This window comes from Pseudomonas sp. M2 (assembly GCF_015751845.1).
Taxonomy (GTDB): Bacteria; Pseudomonadota; Gammaproteobacteria; order Pseudomonadales; family Pseudomonadaceae; genus Aquipseudomonas; species Aquipseudomonas putida_E.
Window position 1 is genome coordinate 5,220,093 of sequence record NZ_JADOUD010000001.1, and the last position, 20,334, is coordinate 5,240,426.

Consider the following 20,334-nt stretch of genomic DNA (forward strand, 5'->3'; position numbering starts at 1 on the left):
ACTTACCTGCCCTATGCCAGGGGCGCGTCAGACCAGACTTTCAGCTTCTGCCCAGCCATTGATTCCTGGCTAAACCCGGTGCGAAGATCCTTGAGGAGGCACGCCAATGGATGACCTGACTTGAGCAAGCCATCCATCATGTGCGCCTGGGTCATGTAGTCATGAGGCTTATCCAGCTCCTTTGCTTTCAGCTCATGTAGCCCGTCAAGCGTGCAGCTTACAATCCCACAGCAACTGGCAGCGTTTAAGCTGTTGGCAAGCCCCTGAGGATCGGTGTCTGGGAAGTAGTAGACGTTTGGTGTCGCTTGCGCCAAGGCTGCAGCTGACGCGATTGAAAATTGTGGTGACCCTCTAAACACCCACGGAGCACCCACAAGTTCTGCCGGCACTTGGTAGAGGTATGCTTGCAAGAGAACCTCAAGGTTTTCGATCATGACGAAACAATCGAGCCCAGCTACGAGATCTGCAGGGATAGCCAGTGAGCCGCCTTCAGGAATCTCATACTGGCGATCAGCCAAGACCACCTTACCCTCTGGGCTGCTAACCAGTACCAGGTTTCGGCTGATGACCTCGTTAGATGCCTTCTCTACCCGAGAGCGACCGGCCAGCTCTATCCTTGAACCCTCAACCTTCCTTGCCTCAAGGGGATCCCACTTGGCTTTATCGATTAGCAGGTTCCTGAGAGCTTGGCGATCAGCAGGACTTAGCAATAGCTTGCTACCACTGATCTCACCGACTCCGTAGTGTTGATGAATCGTCTTCCATAGCTTGCCCAACCCAACACTGTCATGCCCCATGCGCACGAGGGTGCTGATCATCTCTATGCTTCGCTTGCTGCGTAAAACGCTGTGGTCACTCATTCGCCGCGTCTCTTGATGCGTAGGGTTAGGTCAGTCACTACCTGGTTCGCGATACCTCTCGGCATGGGCTCGGCTACAGGTTCGAGCACGTACCTCAACGGTATTTCAGTTTTTTCCGCTACAACCAAAAGGTTTCGATAGTAGGCGTCAAGTGCATACAGCCACACGTTAACGCCATACTCCCGTTCGGCATTGTCGGCCCAATAACGGCTAGCACTCTGCGGTGTCCGGCTCTCCTTTAAGGCCTCCAGCATCGCCTCCAGGTGCGGCTGGGCAAAAGGAATTGGAGCTTCTACGACCTCCACCTCAGTGGGTATGACGCGTGCCGGCGGCCTGGCCCTAGGATCTTCACTCGCCTTCCTTACCTTGGGAGCGGGCAGCGACTGAATAAGAAGCGCCATGTCGTCAATTGCTTGTGAGTCTTCCACTGGAGGATGGAGGTGGCCTCCAAGAGCTAACGGTGAAGCACTGACCCACTCCGCGGCGTCCGCCCGATCCAGAATGTCATCCAGATCTGGTACGTTCCCAGCTTGGAGCCAGCTCTCGACGGCGAGCACGACCTGGCGCATGCGATTGCGTTTTCTGACAGTCACTCCCAACTGGTCGAGCCTTTTGATCAGATCAACAAGGCGAGTTCGCTCCCTCATAACTGCATTGTGAAGAGTAGTGATCAGCAGTCGACGTAATGTCCTATCGCTGAAGCACCAGCTTGAAAGCTTGTTGTACTCAAACGAATCGAGCTTGTTAGCCAAGCGCTCCAGTCGTTCGACAGCCTGCCGAATGTCACGCAGACGGTCTTCGAATCTAGGAGAAAAACCGTACCTACCCTCAATAAACTCAGTCGCTGCCCGATGCTCATCGCGCAGATGAGTGACCACCTGTCGAACGGCAAGCCAAATCGACCTTTGCTCCCTTTCAGCGTCTGCGTGAGAGAAATCCTTAGCTGATTGGAAGCGCTCACAAGCCTGCTCAATCTTGACCAGCAACTCTTCAAGGTCTGGAGCCGAAAGCTCAAAGCGCTGCGAGCTGATCCTTACGCCCAAGTCGATCAAGAGCGATGAAGGATGAAGACTGCCCTCAAACTCGTCGACAAGGTGCTGTCTGATCAGCCACATAATGCCGTTGGTCATGATCTCTGGCTTGCTTGCGCCTTCTTCGTCTGCCTGGACAATCAATTCAAGTGTTGAGGCGTTGGCAATCAGGTGTTTTCCGAGTGTTGCCCAATCTTCTGCTCTCACAGGATGAACTCACTCTGCGCGTCACCGGCTGGCTCAATCTCGACTTCGGGCAGCAATTTCTGGTGCTCAACGATCCAGGACATGGCTCTGTAGAGATAAGCCATTTTTCCAGTAGCTATGTAGATAGAGGATGCAGTCCCCTTTCTGATCAGATAGCCCTCCTCCTCCATCGTTTTGAGCACCACGGAGAGCTTGTCACTGTGGCTCTCGCCGCGCTTGGATTTACGGAAAAAGGTATGCCCAGCAAGATCACGCAGCAGATCAGCACAGATTGTGCTGCTCTCTACCTGGCTCAGTAACTCTGCAGTGAATACTTCCTCTCCGGGCGCTAGGCAGGCGTCACCACGTCCGGCACGCGCGCATAGCTGAATAAACTCTACAACCGGCCAGATTGCATCTCGGATTCGCTTGAAATCTTCTGAGGCTGCAGCGCGGTCTTTTGGGTGGGACAGATTTACGAAGCGAGAGAAGAACGCACTTGGTTGCTCAAGGTCTCCCAAGCAACCGAGAGTCCTCCCCAGTGGCTGCAGAGCTTGCTCAATGGAGCGAGCATATGTCGCGTTGCATAGCTGGTTGTAGAGCTCTGGAGCAGAATACCGGCAGATAAAGCGTCCTGCCAACAGGCTTTCGAGGGCGTCTCTCATGCGATGATCTCCTGCTCTTCATCAAGCTCCAGCTCTTCATTCAGAGCAGCCAGCCTATCAGTCTCAGGTGCTTGGTACTGTTTGACGTAAACTGCGCCGGAAGGACGGCGATCAAGCGCATAGAGGTGGGTGAAGTGCCGGATAAGCTCAGGCGCACCGCCTGGGAAACCCAGCATGAGCTGAGAGTTACGAGCGTTGAAATACTTGAGCAACGTATATGCGTTGTTCACATCCAGCTCCAGGGCTTCATCGATCGGCAGCAGCAAATCGAAGTCAGCATCTCGTCGAATGAGTTCAAAAAGGGCCTGATAGATCATCCCTACGATGATTTTGAGCTGCCCCGTGCTAAGCCCATCTCCCAAGTCTGCCGTGTTGAAGGCAACCTTTTGCACGCCGTTGACCATCCAGCTCAAAGAAACGTCGAAACAGTCAGCAAGTTTTGTTGAAAGCCAGCCCCCAGCTTTCATCCGTCGTTGCATGGAGATCAGGCGTTCATTGAGGGCGTCTGTGGGAATTTCACCAGCTGGCTTAACCCGCCAGCGGTTGTACTGATCGACGAGAGCATCAATATCATCCCATGCACTGATATCGTGGATCCTGGAAACCACTCGGAACTCAAAATTCGTGAACTGCGGAAACGCCGCAAGTACCTCGTTCACCTTCTTCGTTGCCTTGCGGCCTAGCTCCATGATCGACCGATGCAGGCCATTGAGCACGGACTGATTTTCGGCCACCTGGGTGCAAAGCGCTCGGGTACGAGTAATCAGCTTGCTACGCTGCACGTCATGGCCTTCTGCGAGATAAATCAGCAGTTCAGGCGTGGCGTGGAACCACGCTCGCTCGCCAGTTGCGTCAGCGTGGCGTGATCGAGTAGCGATGTCTTGAATAGCATCGTACTCAGCAGTGTCACGCGGGCCGCCCATGGCCTCCAATTCGATTTTTCGGAAGAGATTGCGGCCTTCAGTCCGCTGGCTCTGGGCATCTCGCTGGAGGCGCCCCACCTCGCTCTCTATGTCGGCCGCTGTAAGTTTCCGCAAGCTGTCCAAATCAGAGTTCACGAAAGGGGTGAACTCCAAGCGCTTCAGGACGGAAGAGAGGATCAGCAAGCCCACTTCGATCTGTGAAAGCTGTTCGTTGAGCGCCGACTGGGCGGCCCTAAATGCACTTACTTGCTCGTTACGGGCTTGTACCAGCTCGCGAACCTCATCAAGAATGCGGCTCGTCATTTCGGCTGCCTGAAGGCGAGCTGCCTCAAGGGCCGGCAGTTTAGGAAGGTCATCCTTGAGCCAGAGCTGATAGTTGCGAAGCTCGGACTGATACTGGCTGAGTAAGGTGAGCTTCGCATTTATAGCTGCTATCTCTTCCTCAAGCTTTGAGATGATTGCGGCATCTACCCCAGCTTCGGTGAGCTCATTCAATCGCGCTTGATGGTAAGACTTGAGCTTTTCCTCCTTCTCCTGGTCGAGCTCGTCGCAGGCAGCTTTTTTTAAGCGATCGATCTCTCCCAGCTGAGCCGCTGTCTCCGCCTTAATCCTCTCCACGATAGCTTTAAGGTTCTCAACGTACTCTCGCTGAGTGTCCTTGAGCTCCTGGCGTTGGGTGCCGTGAAGGTTAAGTTGCTGCAAAGCCTCAGCTACGGCGCTGGAACACAGTGACCGCTCGTGCGCAATTTGTTCAGCCCCATCCTGCTCTAACGTAGAGATCAGCCCTTGCAGGGCCTTAATGTTTTCAAGATGCTTGTTTTGGCGCCCAACAATCTCGGCCTGCCCTGCCTGATGAAGCCTCCGTTGCTCCGAAAGACCAGCAGCTTTGCGACTGAGATGTTGCTGTTCCTCCTCAATCTCCACCAGGTGCTGGTTCGCCAGTGCTAGGCTCGACTCGATGGCATCGCTGTTGGCCTGCGCTACAGGCTGAAGCCGATCCAGATCTAACTGAATTCCGTAAAAGCCTGATGTATCTAGCGTTCCAGTCGGCGACAGGTCAGACCGCAGCAGAATTTCAGGATTGATAACGCGAGCAATGGATTGCTCCCATGCAGGGCACTCAGCACGGAGAAACGCCAGCAACGTGTCATCACTCGGATTGAGCTGGCGACTCAACAAGTTCACTTCAGCACGCAGTTGTTCCCGGCGACTTACTAGGTGTTGCTGATCATCCGCTACGGCCTGTTGATCTTTAGCGAAGCGGCGTTGCTCTGCTTCATGCTCGGTGAGCTCAACCGCTATCTTGTCCAGCTCGTCACGGATAGCCTGCACAGCTTTTTGCTCATTTTGGATTGCTTCCGCAGCCTCCGGAAGCAACCGTATTGATTCCAGGAACGCAGCCTGCTTCCTGTGCTCAGCAAGGGCAGTGGCCAGAATTGTATTTTTGCCATCATGGGCTTCGAGTTCAGCAGCGTGCTTTTCACGAACCGATTCGGTCTGTTGCTCAAGCTGTTCCAGTTGCGCGTGCGATTGTGTCCTGAGATCTGCCTGCTTGGAATCGGCCTCTTGAGTACGCTTCGCCTTGCGCTCAAGAACCGAGCGAATGAGATCTCCCTCCAGCCTTTCATAACGGTGTTGGATTCCCTGGCCCTGATCAACGAGCACGGTGTGCTCCTCGTTCAAGACACGGAGGCCTTCCTCGATCGCAGTTCTTGAGATGTAATCATTCATCAGAGATGGGATGATACTTTTCTCAAAATCAGCGCGTTGAGCGGTCAGCTTCTCAACATCAGCTACTGCTTCTCTCTCTGCCCGACGCGCGCTCCCTAGGCGCTCCTGGACAGCTTCATTTTTGTCGTTGTAAACATCCGTTGCAGTGCTTTCGCGCTTACGAGCCTCTTCGATCTGCTCCTGAAGGCTCACCTTTCCAGCCAAAGCCTTTTCGTGCTGGTCTGCCGCGATCCGTTTCAACCGACCTTGCTGCCCCTCATTGGTTACTAAGCGCGGATGCAGCTCTGAAAGGCGATTGATTAGCGGCCGGATGCGAGACTCCATGATCAGGTAGCTGGCACGGCTATCAACCGCGCCGGTGAATGCAGCTAAATCCATCCCTGAGAGATCTACGCTCTCCACTCCAGTCTCTTGCTGAAGGATCTCCTTCATAGCCGATTTCATGGAGTCAAACGTGCCTTTAGACTCCAAAAGCGAGAACATCAGGTTATCGATACCACCAAAATGGTGCCTAAATGGTGCAAGCGAATAGGTACGTCGAAGGGCTGCAATCAAGCGTTTGCGGTCGGAAGAATTGATGCCTTCAAGGTCAGCTACACCTGTGTTGTACTGGATGACCCTAAGGTAGTCGCGTGGAGTGAGCTCCGGAGTGCAGTCGATTCGCATATTCGCAGCACGACGCTGTAGACTGCTCGGCTCGACTAAAAGACCAATGGTTTGATCCACATACAAGAGCTCCGCATCCCATGGGCTGCTTATCAGGCGATACGCGTACCCTGAGGAGGAGCGATGAAGCACTGCACATCGCGGCACATTCTCATGATTCAGGTACTCAAAAACGATGTAGCTAGTGAAGCTAGGCAGATAGTGATCGGCAAAGCTGGATGTGTTTGTCCCCGCCTTGACCATCCTGCCGGCACTGGCTCCGTAGAAAAGTGGGATGAGCTTCAGAAAGGTCGATTTACCAATGCCATTGGTACCTGTCAGGCAGGTATTGGCATCAACAAGCACTTCGGCCTTGTCGCCGGCACAAAGAGAGTCAATCAGAACGATGCGGAGCAAACGTGACATAGCAAACCTCTGAGGAAGGAGTCACATGGCGCACCTACAAGCGACCAGCTAAAATGAGCGCCACAAGAGATCATAATGATCTTGTGCTTGGACGATAACGATCCCGGCGCAAGCTTGCAACTGAGGTTTTATACAGTGAGTTCGACCGAAGAACTTCCGCAGCTGTCGCAGAAGCAGCGCGATCGACTGGCTTTCATCGAGCTCCAGGCCTGGTTTTGTGGGGCAGTCTCACGCCAAGACATTGTTCAGCGTTTCGAGCTACAGACAGCTGCAGCCACTCGTGACTTGGCACTTTATCGGCGATTAGCTCCAGAGAATCTGACTTTTGATACTCGTACGAAGGCCTACACGCCGGCCGACGATTTCAAGCCGATTTTTGAGTTCACCTCAGAGCAGGTACTCACCTGGGTTAGTCGAGGGTTTGGTGATGCAGAGCCATCCACTTGGACTCCAGGTATACCCTGCCTGGCTCAACCACAGCTTGCGAAGCCGCGGTTAGACACTCTTGCGTCTATTTGCCGAGGGATTAAGCGTGGGCACGCAGTGAGGATCGAATACGAGTCCCTGCGTGAGAGAAGCGAACGGGAGTTTGTTCCGTATGCGCTGTTCGATAATGGCCAGAGGTGGCATGTGCGCGGATTTGATCGGAAGAGCGGTCAATTCAGGGATTTTGCGATCACTCGAATTACGGGTGTGCGCGCGGTTGAGGGGGCTGTACACCCTCACGAACAAATGAACGAAGATGATCAATGGAATCATCGAGTAGAGCTGGAGCTTGTGCCTCACCCTCAGCTCGGGAGGCCAGAGACCGCGCTGCTCGACTATGGTATGGATGAAAGCGCTACGCTGAAGATTCGGCTCCGCTCTGCCGTGGTCGGTTATGCCCTCCGCCAATGGTCAGTTGACTGCAGTCCTGATCACTCTCTCAATCCACTTGAATATCGTCTCTGGTTGAAAAATCCATTGGCACTTTATGGAGTTCATAACCTCGAGTTGGCTCCTGGCTATCCACGTAACGATGGGAAGTAATGCTAGGGCAGCGCAGTCTCATGATTGCCCTGCGCGTTGAGCTGCTGACCTGATTTGGGGTCGCCCACCATCTATGAGCTGAAGGCAATGTCAGTAACGTTGCCTTGCAGCCCTATAGCCAGCCGGCCTGCGCCGTGTGCTCATACAGACGCAAGCGCCTTCTCGGCCTCTCCAGTTGGTGCATCACTCAAAGCAACCCCAGCATGGGATGAATTTTTACTGCTGAAGGCGCTAGCGGCCGGGGTCGTCAACTTCCTTGGCGGTACGGTAGGTGCTGAGCGCCGCTTCAGCTTCTTCAAGCCTTTTGACCAATTCGCTTTCTCGCTGCTGGCCTACTGTAGCATCCGATCGTACTTCGACTACCTCTTTGGCTTTCGCCTCCAATTGCTGGGTCAAAAGCTCCTTGGCGCCTTCGCCTCGAGCAATCGCTGCGTTGGCGATGCCGAGATCTCCTTTCAAGCGCTCGATAGCATCTCGCTGCTGCGAAACCTCTTTGGTCTGCTGGCGGCTCTCGCCAATCAATCGCTCATTGTCACGAATGAGTCGACTGATCTCCTCTTGCTTAACCATTAGCGTCTGCTGGATGACTGTCAGCTCTTGCTGCATCTGGTAGACCTGGGACTCATGGCGGCTAAGATCTTGCTCTCGCTGTTCCTTGACCGAAGCACGATAGTGTTCGAGGGCCTCCCGGGCATGCGCATGCTTTTGCTCCAAGGACTGGATCTGCCCGTCCTTCTCTTGAACCCGCACCTCAAGATCAGTGCAGCTCTGGCTGAGTCTGGCGTTACGGGTGAGCTCGGCCTGCAGTGAGGAATGAGTCGTTTTGAGCTCTTCATCCTGAGTTTGCAGGGCGGACTGCAGCTTGGCGACCTCGTCATTAGCTTGATTCAGCTGACTTTGAAGTGTACCGACCTCCTGCTTCATTGCCTGGCGCTCAAGATCAAAGGAGGCCCGTTCATGCGCCAGCGCCTCATTACCTTCCTCCCGCAAGCGCTCCAGCATTTTGCCCACCAGCTCAGTCAGCTCATCACTTAGCCTGGAAGGAGAAGCCGATGGCCGAGGATCATAAGCTTCTATTTCCTTCAAATAGCGCTGAATTGTCGTCTTTGAGCCGGTATTTCCAAGTTCGATACGAATCGCGTCAATGCTTGGATTCTGGCCTCGGGCAACCAGCGCTTCACGAGCTCTGCGCACAAGCGCCAAGTTAATACCGCCTCTAGCCATGATCCCTCCTACGATTTCGTACTGTTTTACGTGTCATGTAATTACGTGCCACTTTAGCACGTAAAATCGAACAGAAATGGCAATTTTGTTGCAAGACATAATCAAGTGTTATGGCTTGTCATGCCGTTGAGCGGCAGTAAAATGGTTAGAAATGCAGTACAAATGGCAAAAGCGAGCAACCGATGGCTCGAAGCGGGGACAATTGCGTGGTTGAAGTGGTCAGTAAGGCAGAGAGGTACCTAGAGGCGAGCGTTCGAGAGAACACCTCGAAGATCTATGCGGCTGCCCTCGCCCACTACGAGGTGACCTGGGGCGGCTATCTGCCCACTACCACTGAGTCAGTGGTACGGTATATCGCTGAGTACGCTGACCAGCTGGCGCTCAGCACCCTTAAGCAGCGCCTGGCTGCGCTCGCAAACTGGCATCAGAGCAACGGCTTCCCAGATCCCACCAAGGCACCGAAGGTGCGGCAGTTGCTGAAAGGCATCAGGGCGCTTCACCCCGTCCAGCAAAAGCAAGCCGCCCCGCTAGCGTTGTTGCACCTTGAGAAGGCAGTCGCCCACTTGGAGGATGAGGCTGCTCAGGCAAGATCCGCCGGCAACATGGCCGCCCTCCTCAAGGCGAGTCGCGACATCGCCCTCCTCACAATCGGGTTCTGGAGGGGTTTCCGCGGGGACGAACTTGCCAGGCTCACGATCGAGAACACCCATGCCGAGCGCTACGTTGGGATCAAGTTTTACCTGGGGTCTAGCAAAGGAGATAGACGGAACATCGGGCGAGAATACAAGACGCCTTCGTTGAGCAAGCTGTGCCCAGTTGAGGCGTACTTGAATTGGATAGAAGCTGCCGGTCTAACCCGCGGCAGCGTATTCAGAGGCATTGACCGGTGGGGTAACATCAGCGAGAGACCACTTGCAGCCCACAGTCTGATCCCCCTCCTTCGCGAAATTCTAGATCGGAGCGGCTTGCCGTCCGAGATCTACAGTGCTCATTCTATTCGACGCGGATTTGCTACGTGGGCGGCGAGTTCGGGCTGGGACATCAAAACGCTCATGGAGTACGTGGGTTGGAGCGATATGAAATCAGCGCTTCGTTATGTTGAGCCAGCTCAGCAGTTTGGCGGCCTCATTAGGAAGCTGGAGAGCTGAGCGAGGACAGCCCCTATCGCCCCCACCTTGCGCGAAGATGACGGCTTGAGCTGGCTGAATGCCGCTACTTCTTGCCCTGAGTGAGAAGTTCGTAAAAAGTGCAGCAATACAGCGATTGAAACCTGACTCATAGATGATGATAAACCTCCCCGGAGGGAGGTTCATTAATCACGGAATTTTACGCTGAAAGCCAGCTCTCAACTTCATCGGAGCCATACTCTGCCTTCCATTCCTTCAATCTCTTGTGGTTGCCACCCTTGGTCTCGATAACCTCACCCGAGTGTGGATTTTTGTACTGCTTAACTTGGCGAGCGCGACGCGGAGACTTCTCTGCGATTGCGGGGGCAGCCGCACGCCGGCTAGCCTGCGGGTCGAGGATATCGATGATGTCTCGGAGGCTGAAGCCGTACTTGCTCAGCAGGTCTCGCAGTTTAGTCTCAAATTCAATTTCTTTTTGAAGCTCAGAGCTACCTTTCATGGCCTCAAGCTCCGCGAGCTGCGCGGCTAAGGTTTGTTCCAGTTTCCGGAATTCTGCCAAACGAGACATAGGTGACCCTCAGTTGTTTGAAAAGTGGAATTAGCCTACCGCATTAGTGCTTACCGACCTAATGAATGTGATCCCACCCACCTGAGCTAGTTCATTGCATAGCTGATCGGAGCTCATACATGCCATACCTATGGGAGGTGACACTGTGCAGAGCACCTTATTACCAGAGCATAACGCGCCGGTGGTACAGAAGACATTCCTACCCACCCATTGCGGTCATAGATAGAAGTTTTCCGCAGGCGCGGAGGGCCCGTTACTCAAAATCGCAACGACCCGGCAAAAAGTTGCCGAAGCTGACGGATCTTGTAGGGAAAGCAACTGACCAAAACCCATATGCCGGCAACTGCTCCAGGTTGGCCAGCTTCTTCACCTGTCCATACCCAATATCGCGCCTAGCCTCGTGCCCCTCGTACATAAGCGAGGGCTAACGACCGTGCGATCGACGGACATGATGGCTTTGAACGCTAACCCGTAAGCCTCAAACCTATTTTCGGCCAATCAGACCTGTGTAATCCAGACAATCTTAATGATGCCCGTGCACGACCTTTTTTGCGGCCATTGTCTGGGCGAGCTCATCGTTCTCTCGATAGCTGTGGAGATAGCAGTTATCGGTGTCGTGGTAGCCGTGAATGAGCCAGACCGCGGTATGGCTAAGGATTGGCCGCAGGATCAAGTCCAGGGAAAGCTGTATGAAGATCGCTAGGAAAGACCACCGTGTCAGGCTGATGGTGCTTCACAAGCCTAATCACGCAGAGGGCGACGAGGCATATCGATCCGAGCGCCTCAATTGCGGTACTAGCGGTAGGGCAACAGGAGATGCGGACAGAGATCGGTATGATAAGCAATGAGCCTAGGAGTTGGTCCACCCGGGCTACATTGGCGACCTATCGGTTTGATGTGCACTCCTCAAGATTTTATAAGCGAGTTGAAGGTTTTACAGGTGAATCAAGCTAGTATCTCAGGTTATTATCCGAGTTAGCATATGAAACCGGTCCGCGCTGGCTTAGCGCACTGGCGCCGATTAGGCGCCACGACCTGCCCTCAAGGATCAATGGTGATCGCGAAATGACCGTAAAGCTGTCTAAGGATAACGAGAGTGAGTCTAAGGCTTACTCTGCGCCGGCGCTGGAAAAAGGGTTGGATATTTTGGAGATGCTCAGCGCCACTGAGCAGCCCCTCACGCAGCGCGAAATTGCCCAGAAATTAGGCAGAAGTGTCGGGGAGGTATACCGCATGATCAACTGCCTAGTGGATCGGAACTACGTCAGCCTTGTTGACGATACCTACAGCATTACCAGCAAGCTTTTCGAGCTTGCGCACATGAACCCACCTACACACAGACTGCTCAATGAAGCACGTCCGATCATGCAACAGCTCTCCAGCGAGCTTGAGCAGTCCTGCCATCTGACGTTGTACAGTCAGGGGAAGCAAATGGTCATCGCCAAGGTCGATGTACCCAGCGGCATGGGTTTTAGTGTCCGCGTTGGCGCCGAACTCGATGTGATTGCTTCAGCCTCCGGCCGTGTTCTACTTGCTTTCCAGGATCCGAGGGTGACAGAGCTCAGGATAAAAGAGTCTTTGGCCCGTAGCCCGGAGTATGAGGATCCGCAACTGAGCGTAGTGCTTACCCGAATCAAAGCGGATGGCTATGAGTCGGCCCACAGCGTTCAGGTGCGTGGCCTTTATGCCATCAGCTATCCAATTCTTGACGCTAACGGTCATGCGATCGCGGCCTTGACTGTCCCGTATTCGGAAAGGATCGATCAGCGGGGGCGCAAGACCATCACTGACGCCCAAATCCATCTTGGAGAGGCTGGTAAACTGCTGTCGAGTCGGGTAGGTGGTAATTACTAGAGCGGGAAAATGGCAAGCCAGAGCATGACTTGCCAGCTGCTACTACTTGAAGTGATAGGAGTAATTCAGATACAGGCGGGTCTGATCTATATCGGCGCCGCCTTGGTTCCCAGGCACCTCGGTTCTGAAACTACCGCGCATGAGCGTCGCCCCAAAGTTTTTCAAGGGCCCGGACTGGATGACGTAATCCAGTCGCAAGTCCCTCTCCCATTCGCTGTATTCCTGCCCACCGCCCGCCCTATCCTTGATATTTCGGCCGCTCAGGTACATCACGGATGCCTTCAGTCCCGGTATGCCCGTGGCTGCGAAATCATAGGAGTACTGCGCATAAGTGGTGTCCTCACCCGCTCGGACAAAGGTGTTGGCCATGACGTCGGTATACAGATAGACCGATGCTCCGCCCTGCCCCTCGAGGCTGCCTTTTCCATCCCTGACACTACCAGGGTTCACATACACCATCGCACCGTCATCGCCAATGCTCTGGTACCCCACCAAGAGCGCGTGGCCACCGGTGCTGTAAGTGAACGTGGCTGACCAGGTTGTGTTGTCGACCTGTCCAAGCTTTCGAGCATAACCGCCGGCATTGTTGAACACATAACCACTGGAGCCGACTCTACCCTCAGAATCGTTCTCGAAAAACCTCAGATCAGTCTTGAGGGTGTGGCCGGAGGCGATTGGGTATGTGTGAACGAGACCAAAGAAGTTCTGTTTGTAATAATCCTCAAGCTCGGCGTGGTAGTACTGGACAAGAAGGTTTTTCGTGACGGCCCAATCAGCGCCGGCGAACCAGAACCCATTCGATCCCCTCGCCCCTCCATTCGCTGCCAGGGCTGAGTAGTTACTTGACGCGCGACTGCTACCGTCAGTGATTTTCCCGCCTGTGACAGTCACACTCCTGAATTCTTTAGATGTAAGCATTGCGCCCTCGAAAATTTGAGGCATGACGCGGGAGTTATTGGACACCAATACCGGTAAATTGGGCGCAAGCGCATTCCCGATCTTTAGCTCCGTGGCTGAAAGCTTGAGCTTGGCATTTCCCCCCATCCGCGACCATTCATCCACCGGCGAACCATCGGAGTTGACCGGGGTGACAGTGTTAACTGTTGTGGCTGACTGGTTGTCGATCCCGCCTCCCAGGCCAATGCCTACAAGAGCCTGAACTTCCAGGCCAAACCCTAGCAGCCCTGGAGTGTACCCGGAGTTTAAATCCAGCCTGATCCCCATGGCCGATTGACGTTGATCTGCGCCTCCCCGCTCCCTCACGTCGTTTTCGAAGTACAGGCCGCGTGTACTTAAAGAACTCGTGGCGTCTTCAACAAACCCACCTGCTACACACTTGCCGCCAAACAACAACAGCGATGTGATAACAGCTATATCCGCATGTCTCATTGGGGTGCCTCAACTTTTATTTTTGTTTTACGGCGTGAACAAGGCGCCCAGCGGTGTTTCCACCCTGATGTTGGCACTGTTTTGTAAGTACAGTATCAGTCGCTGGTAGCAGGTGCCGCTGGTGCCGCTGGTGCAATAATTAGTGGATGTGGCTGCCGCCATTTACGTCGATTGTTGAGCCAGTGATGTAAGACGAATAATCAGAGGCCAGAAATAGGCAAGCTCCGGCGATGTCCTCTGCATGCCCAGCACGCTGCAGTGGGATGGCTGCAACGATCTCCTTATACTTCTCAGCACTCATGCCATCGATCATGCCCGTCTCAGTCATTGACGGGCAGACAACGTTGGCTCTGATACCGACTGGGCCAAACTCCCGGGCAATGGTTTTCGTGAGGCTGATGACGCCGCCTTTCGACGCAGCATAGTGAGCCCCACCCACCAGTCCTCCCCCGCGCTGAGCGGCAACAGAGGCGACGTTGATGATTGACCCTGCACCACGCGCCTTCATGGACTTCAGGGCCGCCTTTGACAGGTTGAACGACCCCTTCAGGTTGATATTGATCATCCTGTCCAGATCCGAATCTTGGATGTCCAATACCGAAATCGACTGGACGATTCCGGCACAGTTAACCAATACGTCAATCTGCCCAAACATGCTCTCAACGTTGCTCATCAGCGTTGCGCATTGTTCGGCACTCGATATGTCGCACTGAAGCCCCACCAGCGATGACTCGATGCCGTGCTTCTCGTCGATCGTGTGTTTGATAGTTGCCGCGACATCGACCGACATGGCCACGTCGACCGCAACCACTTTTGCACCTTGTGAGACGAAGATATCGGCAACGGCGTAGCCGATGCCTCTCAACGAGGCAGCACCGACCACAACGCACACCTTATTTTTCAAGATCATGGAAATCTCCAATTACCGGTTGGGAAAATTCAGCGGGACATTTCGAGATGACGAGTTTCTGGGCTCATCACAATCCCTATCAGCGCAACGACGATTACGCCTACGCAGAACAGGGTTACCGGCAAGGTCGAACCACCGCCATTTTGAAGCAGCCAGGCCACCACGAACGGCGTTGGGCCGCCGGCGACGAGATTGGCACCGGTGTATGCAGCGGCAGAGCCCGAGTACCGGAATTTGGTAGGGAACGGCTCAGCGAAGAATGACGGTTGAACACCCGACTGAATCTGCAAGAAGCCGACGAAGGCTGCCATGGCGCCAAAGATGACGAACCAGTTCTTGGTGTCCAGGAGCGAGAAATAGAAGGTCGATACGACCAGCATCATGATCGATGCAAACATCATCACAGGCTTACGGCCGAAACGATCGCTCATAGCGCCGCCACTGATCACCATGACCACAGCCAGCAGATTGGCGCCAGCCAGGCAGAGGAATGCGGTCTGGCTGTCCATCCCCAAATTCTTGGTAACGTAGCTCAGCGAGAAAACAGTAATGACGTAGAAGCAAGCAGTAGGCGCGCACCAGATCAACAAAAGCCGCAAGATGGTTTTCGGGTACTGTTTGAATACGTCAAAAGCGGAGATTTTCTCGATGGCTCCCCGTGACTGAGCTTCCTTGAACGCCGGGGTTTCGGTCACGCGCATGCGGATATACACGCCCACGATGACCAAGAGGAAGCTCATCCAAAACGGAATACGCCATCCCCAGCTCTCGAACTCCCCGATACCCATAATGGCAATCAGCACAAACATCATGCCGTTGGCGCAAGCAGAGCTGAATGAGGAGCCGATGTTGATGAAGGAACCGTACAGCCCTCGCTTATCCTTAGGGGCGTGCTCCATTGTCATCAGCTGAGCACCTGTCGCCTCACCACCCAAGGCGAAGCCCTGCAGGAAGCGCAGTGATACTAGAAAGATAGGGGCCGCTATCCCTATTGTTTGATAGGTCGGTAGACAACCAATCAGGAATGATGCCCCACCCATAAGGCAGAGGGTGTAGAGCAGAATGTTTTTGCGGCCAATGCGATCGCCCAGCATGCCAAAGCAGATGCCACCCAGAGGTCTAGCGAAAAAGCCAATTCCGAATGTGATAAAGGCCGCCAGAATCCCCATGTTGGGATCCATGGACGAGAAGAACAGTTTGGGAAAGATCGTCGCAGCAACAGCCCCATAGGCCGCAAAATCGATCCACTCCAAGGCGGCGCCAACTGAACTGGCGACTGTGGCACGGATAGCCATTGATTGCTGAGGTTTGTCCTCAACATGTTCCATCGTTGCTTCTGTCATTTCTTGACCTCTTATATTTATTGTTGTCTAGCTGTCGTTGGATCTGAGCATTATTCCTGGCTGGTCGAGCACGCAAAGGTCTAAGGTCGAGTCACCTCCATCGTGGCCAATGATGCCTCGAGCATCGCTCGGCGCTTGAGCCACGTTGAAGGTCGGTAGCGAGGATCACCTGAACTTCTATGGATGGCCGTCAGGACATCCAGTACAGTTTTCGGGCCTATTGCATTGCCAAGTTCGAACGGCCCTTTGGGGTAGCCCAGGCCAAGCCTCACGGCCAAATCAATGTCAGCCGGGGTCGCAATTGACTGCTGGGCCATCTCGCAGGCTGTATTGACAATCATGACGAGGATGCGCTGGGCAATGAACCCTGCGGAATCCTTGATGGTGGTGGTCGGTGATCCAGCGGCGCCGAAGAGAGCCGTTGCCTGGATAGCCACCGCTTGGGTCGTCAACGGCGTTGTCATCAGGGTTACCCGCTTGCCTGGCGCCAGCGGCAGGAATGCATCCACGGCAACGACGCGACGGGCATCAAGCCCCTCGGCAACCACTGCTTCGGTTGCATCCTCTCCCAGTGGCGTCACCAATAGCAGTGCCTGGTCGCGCGGATGTTCGTCCAAGTCAACCTTCACTCCCGCGCCAGCCAGCAGCGTTAATACGTGGTCTGCAACTACGGGGTGCCTGCGGCTGAGCCAGATGGACGGTGGCAACTCCGTTGAGGTTGATAGAGAGGCCGAATGCGTCCTCTGATCATTCGCCGGGTATTGATAGAAACCCTCTCCCGTTTTCCGGCCGTATAGTCCAGCGGCACATCGAGCCCTTGCAATGGGAGATGGACGGAACCGTGGCTCTTCGTAAAACTGGTGGTAGATGGATTCCATGACAGGATGAGACACATCCAGCCCGGTCAAATCCATCAATTCAAAAGGCCCGAGCTTGAAACCTGCGTATTCCCGCATGACCTCGTCGATTTGGGCTGGCGTCGCAACGCTTTCCCCTAAGATCTTCAAACCCTCGGTGTTCATCGCGCGGCCGGCGTGATTCACGATAAAGCCAGGCATGTCCTTTGTGAGCACCGGGATATGCCCGATCTTGGCAGCAAAGGACATTAGCGCATCAGTGTTTGCCGGCGCCGTCCGCAGCCCCTCAATCACCTCGACGACCTTCATCAGAGGCACGGGGTTAAAAAAGTGAAAACCCAGAACTTGAGCCGGTCGGCCACATCCTTGAGCTATCTCAGTGACCGACAGCGAGGAGGTGTTTGTTGCCAGGATGCAGTCTTCAGAGACGACCGCCTCCAGCGTTTTGAAGAGGTCTTGCTTGACCTCAAGTCGCTCCACCACCGCTTCGATCACCAGATCGCAGGGCGCAAAGGCGTCCAGTGTGGAAAGGGGCTTCAGACATGATTTCGCCTGTTCGACCTCGGCGACATCCATTTTGCCTTTCAGCGCCAGCTTATCGAACATCTCATGGATGTACTGAATAGCCTGTTCGCTCGCAGCGGCGTTCGTGTCATAGAGCAACACCCTTACCCCCGCTGCTGCTGCGACCTGGGCGATACCCCGCCCCATCGCTCCAGCCCCGACGACGCCAAGGGTGCCAATTGCTATAGGTTGACCAGGCATAAATAGGCTCCTGTCTTGCTATTGATTTCAGCGAAGCGGATTGATGCGCACAGCCCCCGATTGGACGAGCGCGTCGATCTGACTCGCCTGAAAACCCAGTTCGGTGAGCACTGGCCTCGTTTCCCAGCCTTTGGGTTGGCTGGGTTCCCCGGCGCCAAGGTATGAGCCATTGCATTTCACGGTTGAACGAATTCGTGCTGTTCGTCCCTCGGTGGGATGCAATTCGTAGCTCAACAGTCCCACCGCCTGCAGGTGAGGATCTGAGGGGAGCGTCTCGAGCGTATGGCAGGGCTTGGCTGCAATATCGGCGGTTTTGAAATCGATCAGCCACTCAGCGGTTGTTTTGCTCAGAAGAGGAGCACCTCTAAGCTCGAACCATTCTCGGACGTTCACCGCACGGCCCGCCACTGTGCTGAAACGCTCATCGTCAACGAGTTCGGATTTCCCGACGGTATTAAGGAACGCCCTGACTTGGGCATCGGTATTCACGGTAAAGGAGATCCAGCCATCCGCTGTTTGAACGGGCTGGTTGTGGAGACTTAAGAGGCGTTGATCACCCGCTGGACCAACGGGTGGGTCAAAGCTGCATTGAGCCAAATGTTCCTGAAGCACAAACGCCGACATGGTTTCGAACATGGGTATTTCGAGGCTCGCACCGTTGCCAGTCTCACGACGACCGTACAAGGCAGAGACGATCGCGCCAGCGGCAATCTCTCCAACAACATGGTCACAGATGAGCATGGGGACATATCGAGGGATACCATCCCGGGCCAGGCTCAACCCTGTCATCCCGGTGGCAGCCTGTATCACGCTGTCATACGTAGGCTCGCCCGCATACGGCCCGTCTGTGCCATACCCCGTGATCAGGCAATAAACCTTATCTGGATACCGTCCCAGAACGGTTTCTGCATCAATTCCGAGCTTCCTGAGCGCTTGCGGCCGCATGTTGGCGATCACGACATCCGAGGACTCGATCAGAGCAGACATGACCTCATCGGAGCCTGGGACTTTCAGGTTGAGACAGATATTACGTTTGCCTCTGTTGAGGTGCAGGTAAGTGCCTGAGTGTTGCCCGGTTGGTGATAGTCCGCCTAACCCGCGCATCAGGTCACCTTCAGGACTCTCCACCTTGATGACCTCTGCGCCGTACTGAGCCAGACGCGACGAGCAGGCGGGCCCTACGACAACGCTGGTGAGGTCCAGCACGCGAATGCCTTCAAGCGCTTTGTAGCTCATCGCGTCACCTCCATCTCACCTGCCACCTTGCCCTGATCATTGAAAACCTTAATCACCAACTGCCCTGCTCGCTCTTCGTGAGCAATTGTGAGAGCACGGTTGCTGAATAGCGGTGCCAGGTAGCGGATTTTGATTCCAGAGGGTGCGATGCCCAGGTCGATGCGCAGGTATTCAGTGAGCATCAGTGCAATCAGCCCGCCATTCACAACCAGTTCTGGGAATCCCTCCACAGACCGAGCGTACTCACGATCCAGGTGTATTTTGTGGGAGTTGAACCCTAAAGCTGAGTACTGAAAGAGCAGCGTGTCGTCAGGCTTGATTACCTTGGGCGCATTCAGCGTGACGGGAGCTGCTGGCTCCTTGCCAGGCTCTTGATAGATTGTTGCGGGCATCAGGACGAACGTCTGCGTTTCACTTAAGGCCACGATTCCATTCACCGGCTTGAGCTCATGACGAGTTGTCACGAAAGCGACATCGCCTGATCGTGTGGTTTTGCGTTCTACGCCTTCGATAGTGCTTCTACGAGCCACCTCTGCTCCAACCGGAATCTCTCCATGGAAGGTGATCTCGCGGCCTGTCTGCAGCACCCGAGGCAATCCTAGATCTGGGAGCGAGACGCCGAGCCCCGGGAATCCGTCAGCGCGTAGTTGGGACCGCGTGGTATCGGCCCCTAACAGGATGAAATGCCAGCCTAGTGGCAATGGCGCACCTGGCCCCACGCCGTCCAGGCCTACATCAAGCATGGAAGCGACGCGGCTAACGGCGCTTAACGAGCAGGTTTCGAGCCGCTCCACTGCAGCGTTCGGATCTTGGCGCATTGAGCCTTCTCCCTAACCGTGAGCACTCAAATTATGAATGCACAGGTGAAATTGTTGTTGTGTGGATGGATGCTAGCACGCGATTTTTCGAGTTGACACCCCCTAACCCCACAAAATATTTCACCTGTACTGTTGCGGTTTCATATCTGAATCGCGCTATGATGGCCTCGCCGGCTGCGCAGGTCGACCCGGCAGAACAGCTAGGGAGCCCCCGACTGCCTACTGAATGAGGCCGGAATGGGCCGTAGCCATGAGCTCCTAACCAATTACAATTCGAAGGATCCAGCCATGAAATTTCACTTCCACCACATGAATCTCTGCTCCGAAAACGTTTCGCGTCTTTCCGAGTTCTACCGAAACATTTTTGCCCTCGACCGGATCGAGGATGAGGAACACGTCCGCTGCAATACCGATACCGCCCACGGTTACAGCGCGGATGTGGATTTCGTGACTGATGGTGCCGTCGAATTCCATCTGGCAACCAAGGACATCGACCTGAGCTTCCGAATGAAGCAGGCGATCAACCCACTGCATAGCGGGCATTTCTGCTTCCGGACAGATGACATCGAGGGCTTCAAGAAGCGCCTCGAGGAGTTGAAGATTCCATATGCAGACTATGGCGTGTGGGCAATGGCTAACTGGTATCAGATCTTCTTGCAAGATCCAGATGGCAATATTATCGAGGTTCACCAGCCAGTCGGACAATAAGTCCCATTCCTCCCGAATTCCGCCTGTCGCTAAGGAAAG

The 20,334-nt window shown here is 54.5% G+C and carries 16 protein-coding genes and 1 pseudogene; 4 read left to right on the plus strand and 13 right to left on the minus strand.

The window, feature by feature from the left end; genetic code table 11:
* Positions 1-11 precede the first annotated feature (11 nt).
* From IWW33_RS24195 to IWW33_RS24210, 4 genes are read right to left on the minus strand one after another with little or no spacing between them, the layout of a single operon-like run.
* Positions 12-860, minus strand: coding sequence for a hypothetical protein (locus IWW33_RS24195; protein WP_174141218.1), 849 nt, complete (start codon positions 858-860; stop codon positions 12-14).
* The gene (locus tag IWW33_RS24200; RefSeq protein WP_174141219.1) at positions 857-2,098 is read right to left on the minus strand and encodes a hypothetical protein; all 1,242 of its coding nucleotides are present in this window, start codon (positions 2,096-2,098) and stop codon (positions 857-859) included. Before IWW33_RS24200 ends, IWW33_RS24195 begins: the two co-directional genes overlap by 4 nt.
* Positions 2,095-2,742, minus strand: coding sequence for a hypothetical protein (locus tag IWW33_RS24205; RefSeq protein WP_174141220.1), 648 nt, complete (start codon positions 2,740-2,742; stop codon positions 2,095-2,097). Before IWW33_RS24205 ends, IWW33_RS24200 begins: the two co-directional genes overlap by 4 nt.
* Positions 2,739-6,467 (minus strand): ATP-binding protein, encoded by a 3,729-nt coding sequence (locus IWW33_RS24210; protein WP_174141221.1) that lies wholly within the window; start codon positions 6,465-6,467, stop codon positions 2,739-2,741. The genes IWW33_RS24205 and IWW33_RS24210 overlap by 4 nt, the downstream gene beginning before the upstream one ends.
* An 87-nt stretch (positions 6,468-6,554) precedes the next feature.
* Between IWW33_RS24210 and IWW33_RS24215 the strand changes: the two genes are divergently transcribed.
* Positions 6,555-7,496 (plus strand): WYL domain-containing protein, encoded by a 942-nt coding sequence (locus IWW33_RS24215; protein ID WP_231386191.1) that lies wholly within the window; start codon positions 6,555-6,557, stop codon positions 7,494-7,496.
* Between the two features lie 231 nt (positions 7,497-7,727).
* Here the strand turns inward: IWW33_RS24215 and IWW33_RS24220 are convergent, their stop codons facing one another.
* Positions 7,728-8,720 (minus strand): DNA-binding protein, encoded by a 993-nt coding sequence (locus tag IWW33_RS24220; RefSeq protein WP_174141223.1) that lies wholly within the window; start codon positions 8,718-8,720, stop codon positions 7,728-7,730.
* Between the two features lie 206 nt (positions 8,721-8,926).
* Here IWW33_RS24220 and IWW33_RS26935 point away from each other — a divergent pair, with 206 nt between their 5' ends.
* A complete protein-coding gene (locus IWW33_RS26935; RefSeq protein WP_174141224.1) occupies positions 8,927-9,868 on the plus strand; it encodes a tyrosine-type recombinase/integrase in 942 nt (313 codons plus the stop codon).
* Positions 9,869-10,046: 178 nt separating this feature from the next.
* Here IWW33_RS26935 and IWW33_RS24230 read toward each other — a convergent pair whose 3' ends face one another.
* Together IWW33_RS24230 and IWW33_RS26795 are read right to left on the minus strand one after the other, a co-directional pair.
* Positions 10,047-10,415, minus strand: coding sequence for a histone-like nucleoid-structuring protein, MvaT/MvaU family (locus IWW33_RS24230; protein WP_174141225.1), 369 nt, complete (start codon positions 10,413-10,415; stop codon positions 10,047-10,049).
* Between the two features lie 216 nt (positions 10,416-10,631).
* A pseudogene (locus tag IWW33_RS26795) lies at positions 10,632-10,836 on the minus strand (hypothetical protein); the annotation flags it as partial.
* A 644-nt stretch (positions 10,837-11,480) separates the two neighbouring features.
* On the opposite strand from IWW33_RS26795, the gene IWW33_RS24235 reads away from it, so the two are divergent.
* On the plus strand, positions 11,481-12,269 hold the full coding sequence (locus IWW33_RS24235; RefSeq protein WP_174141226.1) for an IclR family transcriptional regulator: 789 nt from the start codon (positions 11,481-11,483) through the stop codon (positions 12,267-12,269).
* Between the two features lie 42 nt (positions 12,270-12,311).
* On the opposite strand, the gene IWW33_RS24240 is transcribed toward IWW33_RS24235, so the two are convergent.
* The 6 genes from IWW33_RS24240 to IWW33_RS24265 all read right to left on the minus strand — a co-directional run bounded on the left by IWW33_RS24240 (position 12,312) and on the right by IWW33_RS24265 (position 19,587).
* On the minus strand, positions 12,312-13,658 hold the full coding sequence (locus IWW33_RS24240) for an OprD family outer membrane porin (protein ID WP_174141227.1): 1,347 nt from the start codon (positions 13,656-13,658) through the stop codon (positions 12,312-12,314).
* Between the two features lie 139 nt (positions 13,659-13,797).
* Positions 13,798-14,568, minus strand: a complete 771-nt coding sequence (locus IWW33_RS24245) for an SDR family NAD(P)-dependent oxidoreductase (RefSeq protein ID WP_174141228.1) — start codon at positions 14,566-14,568, stop codon at positions 13,798-13,800.
* Positions 14,569-14,597: 29 nt separating this feature from the next.
* On the minus strand, positions 14,598-15,911 hold the full coding sequence (locus IWW33_RS24250) for an MFS transporter (protein WP_174141229.1): 1,314 nt from the start codon (positions 15,909-15,911) through the stop codon (positions 14,598-14,600).
* Positions 15,912-15,991: 80 nt separating this feature from the next.
* Positions 15,992-17,533 carry a 3-hydroxyacyl-CoA dehydrogenase gene (locus IWW33_RS24255; protein WP_174141230.1) on the minus strand — a complete coding sequence of 514 codons (1,542 nt, stop codon included), beginning with the start codon at positions 17,531-17,533 and terminating at the stop codon, positions 15,992-15,994.
* A 27-nt stretch (positions 17,534-17,560) separates the two neighbouring features.
* Positions 17,561-18,769: a CoA transferase gene (locus IWW33_RS24260; RefSeq protein ID WP_196914413.1), complete on the minus strand. Its 1,209-nt coding sequence runs from the start codon at positions 18,767-18,769 to the stop codon at positions 17,561-17,563.
* Positions 18,766-19,587 carry a MaoC family dehydratase N-terminal domain-containing protein gene (locus IWW33_RS24265; RefSeq protein WP_174141232.1) on the minus strand — a complete coding sequence of 274 codons (822 nt, stop codon included), beginning with the start codon at positions 19,585-19,587 and terminating at the stop codon, positions 18,766-18,768. The genes IWW33_RS24260 and IWW33_RS24265 overlap by 4 nt, the downstream gene beginning before the upstream one ends.
* 288 nt (positions 19,588-19,875) lie before the next feature.
* On the opposite strand from IWW33_RS24265, the gene IWW33_RS24270 reads away from it, so the two are divergent.
* Positions 19,876-20,295 (plus strand): VOC family protein, encoded by a 420-nt coding sequence (locus tag IWW33_RS24270; protein ID WP_174141233.1) that lies wholly within the window; start codon positions 19,876-19,878, stop codon positions 20,293-20,295.
* The last annotated feature ends 39 nt before the right edge of the window (positions 20,296-20,334 follow it).